The organism is Simiduia curdlanivorans, assembly GCF_030409605.1.
Lineage (GTDB): Bacteria > Pseudomonadota > Gammaproteobacteria > Pseudomonadales > Cellvibrionaceae > Simiduia > Simiduia curdlanivorans.
The window spans coordinates 2,684,858-2,704,724 of record NZ_JAUFQG010000004.1 but is presented as its reverse complement, the minus strand read 5'-3'; the positions used below and the strand labels follow the sequence as shown (position 1 = coordinate 2,704,724).

The 19,867-nt window shown below is 52.3% G+C and carries 19 protein-coding genes and 2 pseudogenes; 14 read left to right on the top strand and 7 right to left on the bottom strand.

Annotated elements, in window-relative coordinates; translation table 11 throughout:
• The first annotated feature begins 54 nt into the window (after positions 1–54).
• Together QWY82_RS11860 and QWY82_RS11855 are read left to right on the top strand one after the other, a co-directional pair.
• A complete protein-coding gene (locus QWY82_RS11860; RefSeq protein ID WP_290262545.1) occupies positions 55–528 on the top strand; it encodes a chemotaxis protein CheX in 474 nt (157 codons plus the stop codon).
• Positions 529–676: 148 nt separating this feature from the next.
• A complete protein-coding gene (locus QWY82_RS11855) occupies positions 677–1,624 on the top strand; it encodes a DegV family protein (protein WP_290262543.1) in 948 nt (315 codons plus the stop codon).
• Between the two features lie 176 nt (positions 1,625–1,800).
• Here QWY82_RS11855 and QWY82_RS11850 read toward each other — a convergent pair.
• The 3 genes and pseudogenes from QWY82_RS11850 to QWY82_RS11840 all read right to left on the bottom strand — a co-directional run bounded on the left by QWY82_RS11850 (position 1,801) and on the right by QWY82_RS11840 (position 5,253).
• A pseudogene (locus QWY82_RS11850) lies at positions 1,801–3,063 on the bottom strand (sodium ion-translocating decarboxylase subunit beta).
• A gap of 57 nt (positions 3,064–3,120) precedes the next feature.
• Positions 3,121–4,905 (bottom strand): annotated as a pseudogene (gene oadA, locus QWY82_RS11845) (sodium-extruding oxaloacetate decarboxylase subunit alpha).
• A gap of 114 nt (positions 4,906–5,019) precedes the next feature.
• Positions 5,020–5,253 (bottom strand): OadG family protein, encoded by a 234-nt coding sequence (locus tag QWY82_RS11840; protein ID WP_290262541.1) that lies wholly within the window; start codon positions 5,251–5,253, stop codon positions 5,020–5,022.
• 214 nt (positions 5,254–5,467) lie between these two features.
• Here QWY82_RS11840 and QWY82_RS11835 point away from each other — a divergent pair, with 214 nt between their 5' ends.
• The 8 genes from QWY82_RS11835 (at position 5,468) to QWY82_RS11820 (ending at position 10,159) form a co-directional block, all read left to right on the top strand.
• Positions 5,468–6,436: a tRNA dihydrouridine synthase gene (locus tag QWY82_RS11835; protein WP_290262540.1), complete on the top strand. Its 969-nt coding sequence runs from the start codon at positions 5,468–5,470 to the stop codon at positions 6,434–6,436.
• A gap of 182 nt (positions 6,437–6,618) precedes the next feature.
• The gene (locus QWY82_RS19965; RefSeq protein ID WP_353958691.1) at positions 6,619–7,011 is read left to right on the top strand and encodes a hypothetical protein; all 393 of its coding nucleotides are present in this window, start codon (positions 6,619–6,621) and stop codon (positions 7,009–7,011) included.
• The gene (locus tag QWY82_RS19960; RefSeq protein ID WP_353958705.1) at positions 6,954–7,559 is read left to right on the top strand and encodes an ABC transporter transmembrane domain-containing protein; all 606 of its coding nucleotides are present in this window, start codon (positions 6,954–6,956) and stop codon (positions 7,557–7,559) included. The genes QWY82_RS19965 and QWY82_RS19960 overlap by 58 nt, the downstream gene beginning before the upstream one ends.
• Positions 7,541–7,756 carry a hypothetical protein gene (locus QWY82_RS19955; protein WP_353958690.1) on the top strand — a complete coding sequence of 72 codons (216 nt, stop codon included), beginning with the start codon at positions 7,541–7,543 and terminating at the stop codon, positions 7,754–7,756. Before QWY82_RS19960 ends, QWY82_RS19955 begins: the two co-directional genes overlap by 19 nt.
• Before the next feature lie 134 nt (positions 7,757–7,890).
• Positions 7,891–8,151, top strand: coding sequence for a hypothetical protein (locus tag QWY82_RS19950; RefSeq protein WP_353958689.1), 261 nt, complete (start codon positions 7,891–7,893; stop codon positions 8,149–8,151).
• Positions 8,152–8,236: 85 nt separating this feature from the next.
• Positions 8,237–8,458 carry a hypothetical protein gene (locus QWY82_RS19945; RefSeq protein ID WP_353958688.1) on the top strand — a complete coding sequence of 74 codons (222 nt, stop codon included), beginning with the start codon at positions 8,237–8,239 and terminating at the stop codon, positions 8,456–8,458.
• Between the two features lie 317 nt (positions 8,459–8,775).
• A complete protein-coding gene (locus QWY82_RS11825) occupies positions 8,776–8,904 on the top strand; it encodes a hypothetical protein (protein WP_290262538.1) in 129 nt (42 codons plus the stop codon).
• 103 nt (positions 8,905–9,007) lie between these two features.
• Positions 9,008–10,159, top strand: a complete 1,152-nt coding sequence (locus QWY82_RS11820) for a DEAD/DEAH box helicase (protein ID WP_290262535.1) — start codon at positions 9,008–9,010, stop codon at positions 10,157–10,159.
• Between the two features lie 130 nt (positions 10,160–10,289).
• On the opposite strand, the gene QWY82_RS11815 is transcribed toward QWY82_RS11820, so the two are convergent.
• Positions 10,290–10,787, bottom strand: a complete 498-nt coding sequence (locus QWY82_RS11815; RefSeq protein WP_290262533.1) for a Spy/CpxP family protein refolding chaperone — start codon at positions 10,785–10,787, stop codon at positions 10,290–10,292.
• A gap of 275 nt (positions 10,788–11,062) precedes the next feature.
• Here QWY82_RS11815 and QWY82_RS11810 point away from each other — a divergent pair, with 275 nt between their 5' ends.
• Both QWY82_RS11810 and QWY82_RS11805 read left to right on the top strand, forming a co-directional pair.
• Positions 11,063–11,776 (top strand): response regulator transcription factor, encoded by a 714-nt coding sequence (locus tag QWY82_RS11810; protein ID WP_290262530.1) that lies wholly within the window; start codon positions 11,063–11,065, stop codon positions 11,774–11,776.
• The gene (locus tag QWY82_RS11805; protein WP_290262528.1) at positions 11,773–13,152 is read left to right on the top strand and encodes an ATP-binding protein; all 1,380 of its coding nucleotides are present in this window, start codon (positions 11,773–11,775) and stop codon (positions 13,150–13,152) included. The genes QWY82_RS11810 and QWY82_RS11805 overlap by 4 nt, the downstream gene beginning before the upstream one ends.
• A 21-nt stretch (positions 13,153–13,173) precedes the next feature.
• Here QWY82_RS11805 and QWY82_RS11800 read toward each other — a convergent pair whose 3' ends face one another.
• Positions 13,174–13,698, bottom strand: coding sequence for a hypothetical protein (locus QWY82_RS11800; RefSeq protein ID WP_290262527.1), 525 nt, complete (start codon positions 13,696–13,698; stop codon positions 13,174–13,176).
• Positions 13,699–13,994: 296 nt separating this feature from the next.
• Positions 13,995–14,852, bottom strand: a complete 858-nt coding sequence (locus QWY82_RS11795) for a delta-class carbonic anhydrase (protein ID WP_290262525.1) — start codon at positions 14,850–14,852, stop codon at positions 13,995–13,997.
• A 395-nt stretch (positions 14,853–15,247) separates the two neighbouring features.
• Here QWY82_RS11795 and katG point away from each other — a divergent pair, with 395 nt between their 5' ends.
• Positions 15,248–17,461, top strand: a complete 2,214-nt coding sequence (gene katG / locus QWY82_RS11790) for a catalase/peroxidase HPI (RefSeq protein ID WP_290262523.1) — start codon at positions 15,248–15,250, stop codon at positions 17,459–17,461.
• 214 nt (positions 17,462–17,675) lie between these two features.
• Here katG and QWY82_RS11785 read toward each other — a convergent pair whose 3' ends face one another.
• On the bottom strand, positions 17,676–18,452 hold the full coding sequence (locus QWY82_RS11785; RefSeq protein ID WP_290262521.1) for a CLCA_X family protein: 777 nt from the start codon (positions 18,450–18,452) through the stop codon (positions 17,676–17,678).
• A 540-nt stretch (positions 18,453–18,992) separates the two neighbouring features.
• On the opposite strand from QWY82_RS11785, the gene QWY82_RS11780 reads away from it, so the two are divergent.
• Positions 18,993–19,859, top strand: coding sequence for a calcium-binding protein (locus tag QWY82_RS11780; RefSeq protein ID WP_290262519.1), 867 nt, complete (start codon positions 18,993–18,995; stop codon positions 19,857–19,859).
• The last annotated feature ends 8 nt before the right edge of the window (positions 19,860–19,867 follow it).

The window sequence follows — 19,867 nt, the reverse complement described above, 5'->3', positions numbered from 1 at the left end:
GCTAATCCTTCCTATACTTGATCGACCTGTCTGCTGATAAGTGGTTCTGCGTGAATGAATAGTAGGTTGATTCAGCCATTTTACAACGCACTCGAGCAAGTGCTACTAACCATGGCGCAATTGGAATCCAACCCCGGTGCCACCTCGGTAAAAAGCGATGCCACTGCCAGCGGCGCCGTATCCGGCGTGATAGCGCTGGAGAGCGAATCCCTGTCGGGCAGCATGGCCATCAGTTTTTCGCGGGAGTTGATACTCGATATTTTCCGAAGGATGCTCGGCCAAGACCCCGTCAATGCGGACGACGAGCTGTGCGATCTGGTGGGCGAGATCACCAATATGGTGACCGGCGCGGCAAAACCTGGCTTAGTTGATATCGGCATCAATTTAGACCTAAGCCGCCCCACAACCGTTTCCGGTGCGAACCACAGGATCGAACATTTAGCCCAGGGCCCGGTGCTCAGCCAGCAATTAATTGCCCACACCGGTTTGGCAACCCTAGAGGTGTGCCTACACCAAAGAGCTCAATAATCAGCCCTATTGATATTGGCGACACCACTGTAAGCCAAAGCTTACAAGCACTGCTGCGTTTTCCTGTCAGAAAGTCGATCAAAGCGCTGATACCGCTGCTCTCGCTTTAATTCTATAGTGCCATCATATTATGGAAAGCGAGGTTATCATGGAAAATTCAAGTTCTAACCGCATCGGAATTGCAGTTGACTCTAGTTGTGATTTATCACCGGAGTTTATATGTAAGCACGGCATAGAAATTTTGCCGATTTATATCCACCATGCCGACGGCACCTACCAAGATGACCGCAACGCCACAGCAATGGCAGACTTCTACCGAGGTCACTCGCGCAGCCGCTACAACACGGCGCAATCCGAGCCCCTTTCTGTCGACGACGTGACCCAAATCTTTGAACAGCACTTTTTACCCAAATACGATCGCGTCAATGTAATCACGATCAACAGCCGCAAGAGTCAGGTCTACAATCGGGTTACCGAAGCGGCGATGATTAACGAGCCGAAGTTTCGCGACAAAAGCCAGCGCCCAACGCCCTTTCGCATTCGCATGCTAGACAGTTACTCGATGTTTAGCGGTCACGCGGTATTGGTTGCCGAGTTCGCTAAACTCGTCCATGAAAAACAAGAATCACAAGCAAAGGCCATTGCCCGTATCAATGCACTGCGCGACAAGGTTTACGGCTACATTGTGCCATTCGACCTGTCCTACATGCGCGAACGCCGCAATCTGCGCAAAGGCGATCATAAAATTAGCTGGTTGTCTTACAAGCTTGCAGAAACTTTTGGCATCAACCCCGTGATCGAGTTGCACAATGGTGAAACCCACTCCTTTAAAAAGAGTAAAGGCTATCAGGGCGCACTCAAGGATTTGTTCGAGCACGCGAAGAGCTCAATCCTGTCTGGCTTAGCCACGGATACCATCGTCATGAGCTACGGCGGCTTGCTCGAAGACATCCAAAACAACCCGGACCTGGTTGAATTCAGAACCTTTGCCAAACAAAAAGGCGTGAAGACCATGCTTTCCATGATGTCGGCAACAGCTGCGGTGAACGTTGGCCCGAAAGCTTTCTCTCTCGCTTTCGCGCGCGAAGAACACTGAGCGTTGCAACCCAGCATTACATTACTATAAATGTAAAAAAGCCCGCGATTGCGGGCTTTTTTATGTTCACTCAATACTCAATCGAGCTTGTTTCATTCACACTTGAGGTATTGATTCTAGATGTATCGATACTAGATATATTGATACTAGATATATTGATACTACAGGCATCGGCATTACATACCAGAAACCATCGAGATCATAACGCCGGCAGCAACCGCTGAACCAATAACACCAGCCACATTCGGGCCCATTGCGTGCATCAGTAAGAAGTTTTGCGGATTAGCCTCTAAACCAATTTTATTCGATACGCGCGCAGCCATTGGCACGGCGGACACACCGAGCGAGCCAATTAAAGGGTTGATTGGCATTTTGCTAAAGCGATTCATCAGTTTCGCCATCAACACGCCCGCAGCGGTACCGATACAGAATGCAACAATACCGAGGATTAAAATGCCCATGGTTTTTGGGTCTAAAAATTTATCCGCCGCGAGCTTAGAGCCGACAGACAAACCCAAAAATATGGTCACGATATTAATTAAGGCATTTTGCGCCGTATCGCTTAAGCGCTCTACCACGCCGCACTCGCGCATCAGATTACCCAAGCAGAACATGCCCAACAAAGGCGCCGCCGATGGCAACAACAACGCCACCAGAATCACCAGCGCGATGGGAAAAACGATTTTCTCGCGCCGGGAGACGGCGCGCAGTTGCACCATCTTAAATTTTGCGCTCTTCAACGGTAGTTAAGGCGCGCATGATTGGCGGCTGAATTAACGGCACCAACGCCATATAGGAATAGGCTGCCACCGCAATCGCACCTAGTAAATCTGGCGCCAACATGCTGGTCACATAAATCGCCGTGGGGCCATCAGCGCCACCGATAATGCCGATAGCGGCGGCCTCTTGAATGGTAAAATTCATCACCCCCAGTGCCGACAAGCCGACGGCACCTAACACCGTGGCGAAAATACCAAACTGTGCGGCCGCACCTAAAAACAAAGTGCGCGGATTGGCCAAGAGCGGGCCAAAATCGGTCATGGGCGCCAACGCCCATGAAAATCAATAAAGGCGCAACACCACTGGCAATCGACACGTTGTAAAAACATATACAACATGCCATCAAAGTAGTTGGCATCGTTGGCCACTTGGATTGCCGCCACGTGGGCCGCAGCGCCGGCGTGGTGATAGGCTTCAAGCAACTGAGTTGGCGATTCGTAAACCACCCCCATCACCTGCGCTAAACCAGCCATGACCTCTGGCTTGGCGAAGTAGATGGCATTTTCTACCGCCGACATAGCCAAGCCTGCACCTGGAATGTTGGCGAGGATGCCGCCAAAACCAATCGGCACCAGTAGCAGCGGCTCGAAGCCTTTGCGCACAGCCAAAAACAATAACAACACGCCCACCAGAATCATGATCAACTGACCTGACTGCATATGGTAGACACCCGAATCACGCCAGAGCGTTAGTATTCCATCCACGACTCAATGCTCCTAAGCGATACTTAACAAGTTATCGCCGACGGCAACTGAGTCGCCCTCTTTGACTTGAATGTCACCAATAACACCGGCCTTGGGCGCACTGATTCGGTTCCCATTTTCATGGCTTCCAAAATAATTATCACTGTGCCCTCTTGCACTTGCTGACCAGGCTTGACCAAGACGCGGAAAATATTACCGGCAAGGGCGCAGGCACAGGTTCGCCACCGCTCACCGGTGCACCCGTAGTAGGCGCAGCCGCGCCAGCACCCCAGCGCCGAAATGCCAGTAATATCGCCGCCATTGGCCACACTCACTGTGTACTGCTTACCTTCGACAGTTACCGTGTAAACTTCTTCACCTTTATCATTGCTAACAGCCGCAGTTTCTTTGCCCGTTGGCGCTGGTTCAAAAGCCGAGGCATCGCCGCGGTTTTCTAGGAACTTCAAGCCAATCTGGGTAAACAAGGCGTAGGTTAAAGACGTCGTCAACTTCGTTATCGCCCTTCGCGAGGTTAATGCCCTTCTCTTTGGCAATGTCGCGCAACTCGGCGACCAGCTTGTCCATTTCAGGTTTAATCAAGTCGGCCGGACGACAAGTAATGGCTTCGCCGCCATCGAGTACCCGCGCCTGCAATTCTTTATTAACCGGCGCCGGTGTAGCACCGTACTCACCTTTCAATACGCCTTGGGTCTCTTTCGAGATGGACTTGTAGCGCTCACCGGTCAAAACGTTTAACACCGCTTGGGTGCCAACAATTTGCGAGGTGGGTGTAACCAACGGCAGAAAACCTAAGTCTTCGCGCACTTTGGGAATTTCGGCCAACACTTGATCGAAACTTATCGATGGCGCCCTGATCGCGCAGCTGGCTTTCCATGTTAGTTAACATGCCACCGGGCACTTGCGCCACTAAAATTCGGCTGTCGACACCGCGCAGCGAACCTTCAAACTTGTTGCGTACTTTTTCCGCACTTCGCGAAAGTAATTGGAAATATCTTCGAGCAAATTAATGTCGAGACCAGTATCTCGGCCAGTGCCTTCTAAAATCGCCACTACGGATTCCGTTGGGCTGTGGCCATAGGTCATCGACATGGAGGAAATCGCGGTGTCGACGTTATCAATACCGGCCTCTACGCACTTCAGAATGGTCGCCGTCGAAAGACCCGTCGTGGCATGACAATGCAAATGCACCGGAATGTCACAGGCGGCTTTCAATTGTTTCACCAATTCGTAACCTTCATAGGGGCGAAGTAAACCGGCCATGTCTTTAATGGCGATAGAATCGGCGCCCATATCCTGAAGCTTGCGCCCCATATCCACCCACATCTCTAAGGTATGCACGGGGCTCACGGTATAAGAGATAGTGCCCTGCGCATGCTTACCCACTTTTTTAACCGCTTGCAGCGCGGTTTGCAGATTGCGCACATCGTTCATGGCGTCGAACACGCGGAACACATCCATACCGTTGTGAGCGGCGCGCTCGACAAATTTTTCAACCACGTCATCGGCATAGTGCCGGTAGCCAAGAATGTTTTGACCGCGGAACAACATTTGTTGCGGTGTGTTAGGCATAACCTTTTTCAATTCGCGCAAGCGATCCCAGGGATCTTCGCCTAAGTAACGGATACAGGAGTCAAAGGTGGCACCGCCCCACGTTTCTAACGACCAAAAGCCGACTTGGTCGAGCTTCGCGGCAATAGGCAGCATGTCGTCAATACGGAGACGGGTGGCGAAAAGCGATTGGTGCGCATCGCGCAGAACCACATCGGTAATGCCAAGCTTTTTGTTACTGGCTGTCATGGGAAAACCCTTTAAGTAGTGTGTACGTAGCGTCTAGCTTCAGCGGCTAGATCAGCCCGAATGCTCTGCCGGCACCAAGGGCCCGAGGCAGAAAGTGTTACAAGATCGACATTATTAACGCTTGCGATGCTGCTCGATAGCGGCCTTGATAACCGCCAAGGTGCGCGCATCAACCTGTCCAACAGGCACTGGCACTGGTGCCACGGGCTTTTCGGCCTCGGGGAAAAAGCGCGTCACTAGGCTCGACATAATGCCAGTAATAATGACCAGCAAAGTCAAAAACGTGAAAACAGTACCCATGCCGTAGAGCATGAGATCTGCGCCTTGCTGAATAATCTCTTGTTGCATGCTGTTATCTCTATAAATGGAAAGGTGCGACTCAACGCAGCTGAGCGGTGGCCATTTGACCAAATTTCTAAGCAATCTTCAAAGTTCGGTAACAAGGGAAACCAAATTCACCCGAAATGGCAAAAGACCCAGGAAACTTTGGCGCCGGGAGTAAGTTTAGTTAAGATGCCCGCCTTCTTTCCATTTCTATCTCTATCGCTACCGACGAATACTCATGCCGCTTATTGCTCTTGCACCGATGGAAGGCGTTGTCGACTACCAACTCAGGGATCTTCTCACTAGCTTAGGGGGCATTGATAGCTGTGTGACGGAATTTATTCGCGTTACCGATACCCGCCTACCACCCAGAGTCTTCACCCGGCTGTGCCCAGAGCTGATTAACCTAGCACCCAATCACATAGCGCGCACGCCCAACGGCACCCCAGTGGCGGTGCAATTACTCGGCGGCAACCCGGAATTACTGGCCTTTAGTGGCGCCCGCGCGGCAAGCATGGGCGCCGCCGCCATCGACATTAACTTTGGCTGCCCGGCGAAAACCGTCAATCGGCACGACGGCGGTGCCTGTTTACTGCAAACCCCCGAGCGCATTTACAACATCGTCAAGGCCATGCGCGAAGCCGTGCCTACAGCCACGCCCGTGAGCGCCAAGATTCGCCTCGGCTTTAACGACCGCAGCCGCTATTTAGACATAGCCCAGGCGGCCGCCGACGCCGGCGCCGACCGCCTGACGGTGCACGCACGCAGCAAAGTGGACGGCTATAAACCACCGGCCTACTGGGACTGTGTCGGCGAGATCAATGCCGCCTTGGCGATTCCCGTGGTGGTGAACGGCGACATCTGGTCTGTTGCCGATTACTTACGCGCCCGCGCCGAAAGCGGCTGTGAGGACGTCATGCTCGGCCGCGGCCTGCTATCTTGCCCAGACCTCGCCGCGCAAATCAAAGCCCACGTCAACCACGAAGACTACCAGCCCTTATCCTGGCCACAGGTGCTGCAGCTCCTTTTCAGTCACTACCAAGCCGGCAAGCAACTATTCCCGAAGAAATACCTCGGCGACCGGCTAAAACAATGGCTGGCCCACCTAAAGCGCCACTACCCGGCGCCCCAAGTGTTTTTCAATCACATCAAAACCCTGCGCGAAGAGCCCGCAACTGGACGCGGCGTTCTTTTACGCCCTACCTGAGTTACCAGCGCTGCAGCGGCAAGGCGCCGATTAACCTCGGCCAAAGGACGCCAGCTGGCGCGGCCACCTACCTTGCAATCGCAAGATTGAGCACCATCTTGTTACTGCAGAGTTATCTACACACACGTGTTCGGCCAAGGCTTAGACTAGCCCGGCGCGCCCTCTTTTCCCAAGGTATCGCTATGACGAGCTCAACCCCGGACACTCACCAGAGTGCCGATTCAAGTGCCGATTTAACCCACCTTGCCAATCAAAGCACCATTACCAACGGCGGCGCGGACACCGACCCACAAACACCCAAAACCAAGAAAGACCTGAGCATACTGCTAGACCTTTGGCCGTTTCTAAAACCCTACGGTTGGAACTTGGTGGGCGCGGCGGTGGCCTTGGTATTTACCGCTGGCACCACGCTGGTGTTAGGCCAAGGCGTCAAGCTCTTGATCGACGAAGGCTTTGTGGGTGCATCTACCACCCAACTGAACAAGCGGTGCTGTTTATCTTTGCCATCACCGCACTTATGGCCATCGGCACCTTCGCGCGTTTTTATTTGGTCTCTTGGCTGGGCGAACGGGTGACTGCCGATATTCGCACCCAGGTATTCGATCATCTGGTGCACTTACACCCCAGCTACTTCGAGACCAACAAAAGTGGCGAGATTATGTCCCGTCTCACCACCGACACCACCTTGCTGCAAACCATCATCGGCTCCTCCCTGTCCATGGCCCTGCGCTCCAGCCTTACCTTTACCGGCGCGCTCATCCTATTGCTCATCACCAACCTAAAACTCACCGCCATGGTGATGCTGTGCGTGCCACTGGTGATCGTGCCGCTGCTCTACTTCGGCCGCAAAGTGCGCACCCTGTCGCGGCAGAGCCAAGACTCTATCGCCGATGTGGGCACCTACGCCGGCGAGATCATTCGCCAAATTAAAACCGTGCAGAGCTACACGCGCGAAGAAACCGAGCAAAAAGCCTTTGCCCGAGAAGTGGAAACCGCTTTTAACATCGCTAAATCACGGGTAAAACAGCGCTCGGTGTTAATTGCCGCCGTCATCGTGATGGTTTCGGCGCCCTCTCCACCATGCTCTGGGTTGGCGGCACTGATGTGTTGGAAGGCCGCATGACCGGCGGCGAACTGGGTGCTTTCGTGTTTTACGCCATTATGGTGGCCTCAGCCGTGGCCACCATTTCAGAGGTCTATGGCGACTTACAGCGAGCTGCCGGGGCTACAGAGCGGTTACTGGAGCTATTATCGGCGCCGTCTTTGATCACCGCACCAGCCGAGCCTATCTCGGATTGCCGAGCAACCGCCGGCCATTAGCTTTGACCAAGTGAGCTTCAGCTACCGTCGCGCCCGGATGTATTCGCCCTGAAAGATTTCTCGCTCGATATTAAGGCGGGCGAAATTGTTGCCCTCGTAGGGCCATCGGCGCTGGTAAATCCACGGTATTTGAAATGCTGCTGCGCTTTTACGATCCACAAAGTGGTTCCACATTCGATTGGCCGACACCGACATACCCAGCTCACACCCAATGCACTGCGCAAACACATGGCGTTGGTGCCCAGCAACCGGCCCTGTTTACCGCCGACGTGCGCTACAACATCGCCTACGGCAACCCCGATGCCTGCGAGGCAGAGAAATTCTCGCTGCCAGCGAAGCCGCCTACGCCCACGAGTTCATCACCAAGCTGCCCGATGGCTATGGCAGCAACTTAGGCGAACAAAGGGGTTCGGCTATCGGGCGGCCAGCGCCAGCGCGTGGCCATTTGCGCGCGCCATTCTGAAAAACCCCGGCATTCTCTTGCTCGACGAAGCCACCAGCGCACTCGATACCGAGAGCGAGCGCAAAGTCCAAGATGCACTCGATAAGCTGATGCAAAACCGCACCACCCTCATCATCGCCCACCGCCTCGCCCACGGTATATTACACGCCGACCGCATTGTGGTGATGGACCAAGGCCAAGTGGTGGCACCGGCACCCACAAAGCGCTTTTGCAGCAATCGCCGCTCTATCGGCGTCTAGCCGAACTACAATTCAACGAACATCGCGACTAGTGGCTTAAAAGCTCGCAATTAAGGCGCGCTGCGCAGGGGCAAAGTGCCAGTCAAAGGTTTTCTAACCTAGCGCTTGCTCAGCGAGTAGGCAGGCGATAGGACGAATATTTTGGGCGCAGGTGAATAGCTTCTCCTCGCCGACGGCGCCGTCCCTGTCGCCGACGCCCTAGGTGTCCGGTCACCGGTAGCCAACTTAACCTTTGGGTTTGTCATTAACCTGTGGGGCAAGCGCCCTGCAATCGGGTATACTCCCGCCCTTTTTGCCACTCTGCTTGAGGATATGCCGTGTTTAAAACACTGGGTCTGGATGAACGCTTAATTAAGGCATTGGATGCCCAGACCATTACCGAGCCGACAGACGTGCAAAAAGCCGTCTACGACACCGCCCTTAGCGGTATAAAGATTTACTGGTGATGTCTGAAAACCGGTAGCGGTAAAACGCTGGCCTTTTTACTGCCGCTGGTGCAAAGAATTTTAACCGAAACCAACCAGCAACTCAGGCACTCTGGCGTTAATCTTGGCACCAACGCGCGAACTGGCTAAGCAACTGCTGGCCGAAACCAAGCTGATTCTCAAGTTCACCAAATTGCGCGTGGGCATTATCAGCGGCGGTGACGATTACAAATTCCAAGCCGCACAATTGCGCAAAGACCCAGAAATTATCATCGCCACCCCCGGCCGCTTGCTCGAGCACTTCAACCGCAATTTACCGGCCATGGACAAACTGCGCGTGCTGATTTTGGATGAAGCAGACCGCATGCTCGACATGGGCTTCCACGACGACATGGTGGCCATTACCAATAAGCTCACTAAGGCACGCAACACCTGGTTGTTCTCCGCCACCCTGTCGCACGCCGGCGTAGGCACGCTGGCGGGCGAGCTGACCAATAAGCCGGAAAAAATTAGCCTGTCTACCGGCCGCCAAACCCAAGCCAATATCCACCAGCAAGTGGTATTGAGCGACGGCCAAAATCACAAACAAAAAACCATCACTCAATTGCTGCGCACAGTGCCCTACGAGCAGGCGCTGGTGTTCACCAACACCCGGGTTCAAGTGGATCACCTGTGTCAATTTTTGCGCGCCCAAGAAATTAAAACCGGCGCCATCCACGGCGACATGGCGCAGGAAGATCGCAACAAGGTGATGGAGCTCATGCGCAAGGGCCACGTAAAAGTCTTGGTGGCCACCGATGTTGCCGCGCGCGGTTTAGACATTGGCGGCATCGAACTGGTGATTAATTTCGACATGGCGCGCAACGGCGACGACTACACCCACCGCATCGGCCGCACCGGTCGCGCCGGTGCCGAGGGCCATGCCATTAGCTTTATTACGCCGCAAGAGTGGAACCTCAAAGCCGGGGTTGAACGCTACTTAGGCACCAACTTCGAGATCATCACCATTCCCGGTTTCGAGTCGCGCTATAAGGGCCCAGAAAAAGTGAAGTCCTCGGGCAAGGCGGCGGGCCCGAAGAAGGTTGATCGCAAGGCCTCGCAAGAGCGCGCCGCGAAGAAAAAAGACAAAGACAATAAAGTGAAAGTACGCGATCGCGATCAGAAAAATATCGGCAAACGCCGCGCACCAGCCAAAGGCCCAGATCTAGGCGACGGTTTCGCACCACCAACTATCGCCAAGAAACGACCGCCGCTAAAAGACTCGGAAGACGCTTAACCCAGACATAACAACAAAGGAGCCACTCAGGCTCCTTTGTTGTTTTATCGAACCAGCCCCTACACGTTGGAGGTGCTAGCTTGTGGGGGACCGAAGTGTCGGACCAGACCACCCGCCTTGTAGCTAAATATTACTCTTTCTCACCACGCCTCTCTTCGGCTTTCTTGCGCTTGGCATCGCGTTTAGCGTCGCGCTCAGCTTTCATGGCATCCATTTTAGCCAACTGCTCGGGCGTTAGAATGGCCCTGAAGGCGCGCATATTTAAGCTAGCTTGTACCATATGCTGGCTCATACCGGCCACCATTTGATCGGCTTGGGCTTTAAGTTCGGCCTCACTGGCATTTGACTCCACCAGATTACGGAAGGCTTCGCGCTGCGCCTTTACCTTGCCTTTATCGGCTTCCCGCGCCGACTTTATCTGCTCGGCCAAGGCCTGAACTTGCACTTTTTGTTCGTCAGATAGATCTAGCTTTTTAGCTAATTTCTTAAACTGCTGGGGCTGCGCACCTAGGTGATGAGGGTGAGCGTTGCAATGATTATCTTTCGCGAACACGACCAAAGGAGAGATCATGCCAAGTGTCAGAATTATTGCGCACGCGGGCTTTACTAAGGACTTAAACGATTTCATAGACTCTTCCTTCTCAACTAAATAATGGCATCATTGGCCTTGGTTTTTCGCTGCTACCCGTTAAGCTATTTCAGTGCAGAGTAATTTCCGCTCAGGCCTGTTTCAGTATTGGCATGATTCGCTGCTGAACTAGCGTTTGGGTACAGGTCCATAATAGGCGCGCGACCTGTAAAAGGGTGCTAATGCTCGTTAAATTCTGTTAAGAAGCGTAATGCCCCTGCACATAGGCGCTAAGAAGCCGCAAAATACCCTCAACGCCAACAAGAGAAACCACCATGCACTCACTGCTACTTGTCGACGACGACCAAGAACTTTGCGATCTGTTAGCCAGCTACCTGCGCGCCGAAGGCTATCAAGTTTGCGTGCGCCACACCGGCCTTGAAGCCGCCGAGGAGCTCGCCAAAAACAGCTATTCGCTGATGGTGCTTGATGTGATGATGCCGGAAATGACCGGTATGGAACTGTTAAAAAAATTGGGCGGCTTCAACAGCACGCCCATATTAATGCTGACTGCAAAGGGCGACCCGGTAGATCGCATTCTCGGCCTCGAACTGGGTGCCGATGACTATCTCGCCAAACCCTGTAACCCACGCGAACTTTTGGCTCGTATTCGCGCCATTCTGCGCCGAAGCGAAGCGGCCAAAAAGCAGGTGACTGAAACCAGCAACAATACCAAATCATCGCGGCAAGTCGGTGAGATAACACTTCTGCCCGGCAATAGAAGTGCGCTATATGGCGAGACTAAACTCGAATTAACCGGCGCCGAATACACAGTGCTAGAACTGCTGGTCGACAGTGCCGGTGAAGTACTGTCTAAAGACACCCTCACTGAACAGGCGCTGGGGCGCAAACTCACCGCCTATGATCGCTCTATCGATGTACACGTAAGTAACATCCGTAAAAAAATTCAACAGCTCGGTGGCCACAAGGATCTGATCATTAATATTCGCGGTGCGGGCTACATGCTAACGGTAGAGTCAAGCCAATGATCAAATTATTTTGGCGTGCATTTTTAGGTTTCTGGCTTGCTACCACACTGATCGTTGTGGGCACCGCTCTGGTCATACATGAGATGGAACCGAATGGTTTTCCGCGCCCGCCCAAATCACGGATATTCAATCAAGACCCACAAGCTATGCGGCTATTGCAAATCGCAACCCGCGACGCCGTTAACAGCACCCAGCCCGAATTTACCCAACAGTTAAAGTCCATGCCTTTCTGGATGCAAAGATCCATCTTTGCGGTAAATGCACAGGGCCAAGAACTACTCGGCCGGACACCGCCAAAAGCAGTCAGCACCCTGGTAGAAAAACTAGATCAACGCCGGCCTTTTAAGCGCCTAGAACGCGATCATCGGCACTACTTCGGGCGCCTCATACAACTGCAAGACGGCAGCACCATTCGGCTAGTGGTGCTCTCGTCCGACGAAAAGAAAAACATTTTTTTACAATTATTTCTGATGAATTTCTGGCCGATTTTATTAATCGCCATCCTCATTAGTGGCACTTTGTGCTTTTTCTTGGCGCGCAACCTGTCTCGCCCAATCGAAGCACTCAAAACTGCCACACAAAAAATTGCCGCCGGCGAGCTCAATTATCGGGTCGGCCCCATCATGGGCAACAGGAAAGATGAACTCGGTAGCCTCGCGGCCGACTTTGACCAAATGTCTGAACGCTTAGAGAGTGCGATGAATGCGCAACAACGGTTAATTAAAGATGTATCGCACGAACTGCGCTCACCGCTCATGCGACTTCAGTTTGCCCTCGGCCTAGCCCAGCAAAAAACCGGCGGCGAAGCCTCGGAAGATATCACCAAAGCCCGGCTTGCCGCCGATTACTTGAACAATATTATCTCCGATATTCTATCCATCCCCATCAATACCCAAGAGCCCTGGCCGCTCGAAGACTCCATCGATTTAGAAGCGCTATTAAAAAATATTTTGGAAGAGCTACAACCAGCCTTTGGCAAAAAGCAAGTTCAGCTGCAGTTCAATAGTCAACCCCAAGAGCCCATGCTGGTAGCGACCCGCGGCAACATTTTACTCGGCGTTTTAGATAACATTTTAAGCAACGCCCTACGCCATGCACCGGAGCAATCTGGTATTCAAGTGGATCTTAGGCAAACCGATCACGATTGGGTTATCGATGTGCGCGATCAAGGCCTAGGCGTTAGCAGCGCGCAACTTGAAGAAATTTTTGCGCCTTTTTATCGCACCGACGAAGCCCGCGATCGCATGCGTGGCGGCGTAGGTTTAGGGCTTAGTATCGCCAAGCGCACCATCGCCCTGCACAAGGGCAGCATTCGCGCGCTACACAACCAGCCCACTGGCCTACATATTGAAATCAAGTTGCCTATTCTGCGCTAAGCCCTACAAGGCAGTCGAACCCTAGGCTGGAAACGGCAGACAAAAAGTAATGGCCAACTCTGAGTGTTGGTCCACGTGTCGCGTCCACATGGGCAGGGTTTTATTATTTGCGGATTTATAGGCATCCACAATCTGCTGCTTGGTCCAAATTAGCGTGGGGTTATCGCTCATCACTTTATGCGCTGGCCGCACCTGGCCCTGCGGAAAAACCCAAAGCCAAGCTAAGCGACGCCCGTCCACACTTCTGCGGCCTTTATCGACACAAAAGTGCGCCCGCCCGCCCAGCTTACCGGCTGGGCAGTAGGTGCCAAGTTTTGCGTTGTCGTCCATCTCCCGAATGAAATCCTCCAAGCTGATGAGATCCATATTGGCCTCGAAGCCGAGGCTCTGGTCAACCTCCTGCACCGGCACCATGGTCTTGCCTAGGGTGCAATCCCGTTGATGCGTCGCTCTAACGTCATTGTTTGGCGCTATGCGTGTGTAGGGATAATGAACATTGCATAAGCCACTGTGCTTGGCCGCTCCGCTTGTGTTACTACAAGTCATCCTTACTGCTCCTTTTGATGCTAAGCGTCATGCTAAATTGCAAAGCCAGCAATTTTATTAACCCACGTAAAATATACAGCCGAGGGATATACAACCATAAGATATACAGCGATGTAGCGCCAGTGAACCCATGTGGCGACTTATTAACCACGTGTGAATAATAAAATATTAATAAAAAAATGGCCGGTAATAACCGGCCACTGGGTACAGATAATTAATTCAAATTATCGAATAAAGCTAACTCGTAAAAACTTTACATTAACGGTTTCTAGTTCGTTAAGGCTAACAGCCTTACATTAAATTTTTGACAGTAAATCAGGGTTGATCACCAAGTTTCGCACCCCGTGGGCATGATCTTCTTTAAAGCTATTGCCCTTGCACCACTGCCCTACCGTCGCAATATTTACCTTCGCCACTTTTGGCCGAACGCTCCAAGTCACTTGGAAGGGCGATGCCTTTTCATTGTAATCAGGCCCAGTAGTAGAGCCAGCATATTGCACGGGTTTGCCAGTATTGCGTGGGATCATGGTTGCTTGGTGTAAGCCACTCTTCATTTCGTGCTGGGTAAGCTTGCCGAAATCTAATGCTTTTGCATCATTCACCAACACATAAACTTGCGTCTCTACCCGTAGCTGTGGATTGGTAATAGCATCATTAAAACAGGCACCCAAGGTTGGCCCGGGACTCACTTGCGCGGTGGAATAAACGTAATGTACTTCAATGGTATCACCCGAGAACAAGGTGCTGTGCTCGCTCGGGCAAACCTCCACCGCAACCGGTGTTAATTCTGCCGCGGTTAATTTGCCGCTATATTTATAACCCGATTGATACCCCTTACCATCGCCATTACCTGCATACTCAGTGAATTGCCCACCTTTGTGCTCGGCGTTTTTATGAAAATGAATGTTACATAAGTTCATTGAAGTAGAGGCCGGTGCCGCACCAAAGAGGCGCGCGTTTTTGCCTGCCTTGGCGTCGATGTCCCGCGGCGATTGCGGGCCGAAACCTTTGCCCTCGGTATTGTTTGCCAGTGCTGCACGCTGCGCCGCTATCACATCATCGGCTACAACCTTGCCGTGCTGTGCCTGCTCGGCAGACGCAAACCCAGAAGCCAAGACTGCCCCAACGAAACCCGCAATGAATACTTTTTTCATACTCACACTTCCCTATTTAATTGAATATCAACGAGCACTCAGCCTAGCTGCCAACACTAGCGCTATCAAGGCCATTTCACCCCGCTAGCACCTCTGGAAAAGGCTCGACTAGCGGCCTACCGATCCTAACCGCGCCAGATGAAGACAATATGAAACAGCAGCTATCCAACCTACCCCTTCACTCCTAGTAGCTAGGACTTAACACACGCCGACCATTGGCTTAACGTCTCAGTATTTTTGATGCGACACAAAAACTCGATATTCGGAGATTAGAATAAAAATGTTCCACCATTAACTATGCTTAGCCACTGACAGCCTGTGTACCTCAGCACACTCATCACCCGCGTCAAGTGCTTAGGCTCGAACGCACACCAGCAACCACAAGGGAGTTCACGATGAGCAACACCGACAAACAAGCCCAAAACCAGTGCCCCGTCATGCACGGCGCCCTCACCAGCGCAGGTGGTATTGGTACCGCCAATGTGGATTGGTGGCCGAATCAACTGAATTTAAAAATACTGCACCAGCACTCGTCCCTTTCCAACCCGCTGGGCGAAAGCTTTAGCTACAAAGACGCCTTCAAAAAGCTCAATTTGAAGGCCATAAAAAAAGACCTCACCGCGCTCATGACCGATTCCCAAGACTGGTGGCCAGCCGACTACGGCCACTACGGCCCTTTCTTTATTCGCATGGCCTGGCACAGTGCCGGTACCTATCGCACCGGCGATGGCCGCGGCGGCGCGGGTTCCGGCTCGCAGCGTTTCGCGCCGCTCAACAGTTGGCCCGATAACGTCAACCTAGACAAGGCGCGCCGCTTGCTGTGGCCCATCAAGCAAAAGTACGGCAACAAAATCTCCTGGGCAGATTTAATGATCCTCACCGGCAATGTGGCGCTAGAGTCCATGGGCCTAAAAACCTTTGGATTCGCCGGCGGCCGCGCCGACATTTGGGAAGCCGAGGAAGACGTATATTGGGGCTCAGAGAAGAAATGGCTAGACGATAAGCGCTATGCAGGCGAGCGCGAACTGGAGGACCCGCTGGCCGCCGTGCAAATGGGGCTTATTTACGTCAACCCGGAGGGCCCAAACGGTAAGCCCGACCCAGCGGCCGCGGCGCGCGACATTCGCGAGACCTTCTCGCGCATGGCCATGAACGACTATGAAACCGTGGCCCTCTGCGCCGGCGGCCACACCTTTGGCAAGACCCACGGTGCCGGCCCGGAATCACACAAGGGCCCAGAGCCGGAGGCTGCCCCCATCGAAGAGCAGGGCTTAGGCTGGCGCAATAGCATGGGTAGCGGCAAGGGTGAGCACACCATCTCCAGCGGTTTAGAAGGCGCCTGGACACCAACCCCCATCAGCTGGGACAACAGCTTTTTCGACACCCTATTTGGCTACGAGTGGGAATTAACCAAAAGCCCAGCCGGCGCCCATCAGTGGACCCCGAAAGACCCGGCAGCGAAACATACCGTGCCCGACGCCCATCACCCCAATAGACGCCATGCCCCGATGATGGCCACCACAGATTTAGCGCTGATTGCCGATCCGGAATACCGCAAAATTGCTAAACATTTTCACCAAAACCCGGGCGAGTTTGCCGACGCCTTCGCGCGCGCCTGGTACAAGCTCACCCACCGAGACATGGGCCCAATTAGTCGCTACCTCGGTAACGACTTCCCTGCTGAAGAACTCCTGTGGCAAGACCCATTGCCGAACCGAGATTACAAACTCATCAGCGGCAAAGACGCGAGCGCATTAAAAGACAAGATTCTCGCCGCCAAACTCAGCATCGCCGAGCTGGTCACCACCGCCTGGGCGTCCGCATCTACCTTTCGCGGTTCCGACAAGCGCGGTGGTGCCAATGGCGCGCGTCTACGCTTGGCCCCGCAAAAAGGCTGGCCGGTAAACGAGCCGGAACAATTGGCGAAAGTACTGAAATGCCTCGAGAAAATTCAACGCGACTTCAACAAGGTGCAAACCAGCAATAAACAAGTTTCGCTCGCCGATGTGATTGTCTTGGGCGGCTGTGCAGCCATCGAAGCGGCAGCGGCGAAGGCTGGCCACAAGATAAAGGTACCCTTCAGCCCGGGCCGCGTAGACGCCAATCAGACCCAAACGGATGTCGACGCCTTTGCCGTGCTAGAGCCAGTGGCCGACGGTTTTCGCAATTACCTCAAGAGCAACTACAGTGTGAGCGCCGAAGAGCTATTACTCGATCGCGCCCAACTGCTCACCCTCACGGCGCCGGAAATGACGGTACTCGTTGGCGGTATGCGTGCCCTCGGCGCCAATGTTGGCACAACCAAACACGGCGTATTCACCGATAAACCAGGCAGTCTAAGCAATGATTTTTTCGTTAACTTATTGGACATGAGCACCCAATGGTTTGCTAGCAACGAGGATAAAACCTTATTCGAAGGCCGCGACCGAAAAACCGGGAAAGTCAAGTGGACAGCCACGCGAGTGGATTTAGTTTTCGGCTCTAATTCGCAATTGCGCGCACTGGCCGAAGTCTACGCCGCCGAAGACGCTGCCAAGGTATTTGTGAAAGACTTCGTTCATGCTTGGGTAAAAGTCATGAATGCCGATAGATTTGATCTAGCCGATTAAACGAGGTTGGAACGAAGGTTAAAAAAGCCGCCCACTCGGGCGGCGTTTTTAATTTACTTGGCATAAGTCCTGATCAAGCTCTAGTTAATACTACTTTGGTAGATTAATATCCTGCCATAATCTGAACATCGAACCAAATGCAATCGAGTAGCCCCATGCCTACCCCTGCCAACATTAATCAACGAGAAAATTTAGCCGCTCCTCTGCCTTAACCCTATCTTTTTAACGCCGCACCCAACTGGCCAAAATAGGCTGAAAAGGCGGCATTAATTCGCAACCGGTGCTGCCCTTCTGGGTACAAACCCAACTTCGCCTCTTCAGACTGCACTGTACCTTTAACTAAAAACATATTTTTAATGGCCGCGTCTTGAATGAAGGCTTCGAAGGCGCGGGCGCACAGTTCTTCTGGCAGACCAAAATATTTGGCAGCTATTGTTCTATCGTATTTCTTTGAGCGCTTAACATAATCATTAGGCTTAGTGCCCGTCTCGTCCAATAAAATCGTGCGATAGCAAGCTACTAACTGCTTATTCAATGGATGTTCTACAATCTTTGGCCTCTTAAGCCAGGCGCAAGAGGCAAAATCATCACTGACTTTTTCGACGAATAGCTTAGCGCCAATATAATGATCAAAGGCGTGGAACCACTCGTGTGCCATGCTGCCTGGGCCGGCATTTTTCGCCAAGGCGAAGGTGCGCGCACCCAATTCATAATGGGCATTAACGCCCTTTTCGCCGCCGCTGCCGTATTGCAGGGCAAGGGTGCCGCGCAATGAAATAAGCGACTCGTTACCGCCCAAAATGGTCATCAGGTCACAAAGCGCATTATAGAATAACGGCGCCGCGCGCAGCTTTTCAGCTTCAGTTACCCAGGCACCAATTTTAATACCGCGAAAATCGAACTGCCGTCGAATGTCAAGGAAACTGATCGGTGCGCCCTGCTCAGTTGACCAGTGGCTAGTGCCGGGGCGATAGAATTTTCGAGTTGACATACCAGATGATCCGAGTTGACCCAAACAACAACGTGAATAACAACATCAATTACAACGCTTATAACAACACTTATAACAACGTTAACCCCGACGTTATTAACAACACCAAACAAGGTCCGGTCATTATCCCTTGAAAACAATGGAATAACTAGCACGACTCGGTATTGCTAAAACCCAGAGACTAGCATCTTCGCTTTCGGGATTTTTCTGGTGCTGCACAAACCGTGCATCCAGCCATTGCATCACATCGACACCCCGCCGCCTGAAACATTACACGTTAACGACCTTCATTGTGCCACTAAAAAACCTGATCAAAAGGGCCACGATGCAAGGTTAATAAAAGTTGCAGTTCAATAAATTTTTTTGAAAGACATAGTTGATCTAAAAGGCAGCTAGACGATCACCACAGCCTACACCTGACGGATAAAATAAAACCTAAAAAATATCGCAACTTTTTACCGTATAGCCGCGTAGAGCTAATAACGGCCTATAGGCAACGCCATTAAGCCATACAAAAACACAACAACGAAAGGGAAGATTATGAATACTCGGCATTCTTTATTATCCGCCGCATTACTCTGCGCTACCACAAACCTGGCTAACGCAGATATTATTACCGGCAATGATCTCAGCAGTATTAATGGTGCTAACAACACTATTAATCAACTCTACTCCGGAAATCGTGGCACTAATGGCGGCGGCGACCAGAGCTTACAATTTGGTGATCAACTGTACGGCACACCCAGCAACGATGTGATTATTGGTGGCTTAGGCATTGATGTGTTATTCGGATCTGATGGCGATGACGTACTCATCGGCGGCACTGAAGATTTCAATCCATTTAATCGCGATCGTGCTTTTGGCAATCTAGGCGATGACGTTTTTATCTGGACCCCTGGTGATGGCAATGATTTTTTCGATGGTGGAGAAGGTATAGACGTTTTAATCATCGGGCTGGTGGGTGAAAGTCGTAACAATGAGGGCAATACCGAAGGCGCGCCCTTCTTTAACGTAAGCCCGCCGAACCAACCTGGCAGCCAAGACTTCGATGGAATATTTATTGAACCCAGTACCGATTTACCGGTTGTGAATGTTTTAGGCCCAGGCTTTTGTGACATTGTAGACCGCGGCACCGAGGGTATGGATGCACTGAATATCGATCACCTGGTTCGCTTTATTTTACGTAACCCAGCCAACGCTTTTGACGAGGCATTAGCCGCCGACCCCAATATCGATCCCGACAGTTTGGATACCGGTTTACGTGTGGCGATTCACCTAGCCAATACCGAATTTTTAGTATGTGCATCACGAAGTGGTGAACTAGAGGTATTTGATCTGCGCCAATCACCTGCTGAACGAGTGTCTGAGGGTGACCTGCCTCCAAATGCTTACAACATCATAAACTGATGGCGCAC

Excerpts from the sequence above, each read along its gene's own strand:
- QWY82_RS11805 (WP_290262528.1), top strand. The coding sequence starts at position 11,773 with ATGATCAAATTATTTTGGCGTGCATTTTTAGGTTTCTGGCTTGCTACC.
- QWY82_RS11810 (WP_290262530.1), top strand. The coding sequence starts at position 11,063 with ATGCACTCACTGCTACTTGTCGACGACGACCAAGAACTTTGCGATCTG.
- QWY82_RS11785 (WP_290262521.1), bottom strand. The coding sequence starts at position 18,452 with ATGTCAACTCGAAAATTCTATCGCCCCGGCACTAGCCACTGGTCAACT.
- katG (WP_290262523.1), top strand. The coding sequence starts at position 15,248 with ATGAGCAACACCGACAAACAAGCCCAAAACCAGTGCCCCGTCATGCAC.
- QWY82_RS11835 (WP_290262540.1), top strand. The coding sequence starts at position 5,468 with ATGCCGCTTATTGCTCTTGCACCGATGGAAGGCGTTGTCGACTACCAA.
- QWY82_RS11855 (WP_290262543.1), top strand. The coding sequence starts at position 677 with ATGGAAAATTCAAGTTCTAACCGCATCGGAATTGCAGTTGACTCTAGT.
- QWY82_RS19960 (WP_353958705.1), top strand. The coding sequence starts at position 6,954 with ATGGCCATCGGCACCTTCGCGCGTTTTTATTTGGTCTCTTGGCTGGGC.
- QWY82_RS11815 (WP_290262533.1), bottom strand. The coding sequence starts at position 10,787 with ATGAAATCGTTTAAGTCCTTAGTAAAGCCCGCGTGCGCAATAATTCTG.
- QWY82_RS19965 (WP_353958691.1), top strand. The coding sequence starts at position 6,619 with ATGACGAGCTCAACCCCGGACACTCACCAGAGTGCCGATTCAAGTGCC.
- QWY82_RS11800 (WP_290262527.1), bottom strand. The coding sequence starts at position 13,698 with ATGACTTGTAGTAACACAAGCGGAGCGGCCAAGCACAGTGGCTTATGC.
- QWY82_RS19950 (WP_353958689.1), top strand. The coding sequence starts at position 7,891 with ATGCTGCTGCGCTTTTACGATCCACAAAGTGGTTCCACATTCGATTGG.
- QWY82_RS11780 (WP_290262519.1), top strand. The coding sequence starts at position 18,993 with ATGAATACTCGGCATTCTTTATTATCCGCCGCATTACTCTGCGCTACC.
- QWY82_RS11860 (WP_290262545.1), top strand. The coding sequence starts at position 55 with ATGAATAGTAGGTTGATTCAGCCATTTTACAACGCACTCGAGCAAGTG.
- QWY82_RS11840 (WP_290262541.1), bottom strand. The coding sequence starts at position 5,253 with ATGCAACAAGAGATTATTCAGCAAGGCGCAGATCTCATGCTCTACGGC.
- QWY82_RS11795 (WP_290262525.1), bottom strand. The coding sequence starts at position 14,852 with ATGAAAAAAGTATTCATTGCGGGTTTCGTTGGGGCAGTCTTGGCTTCT.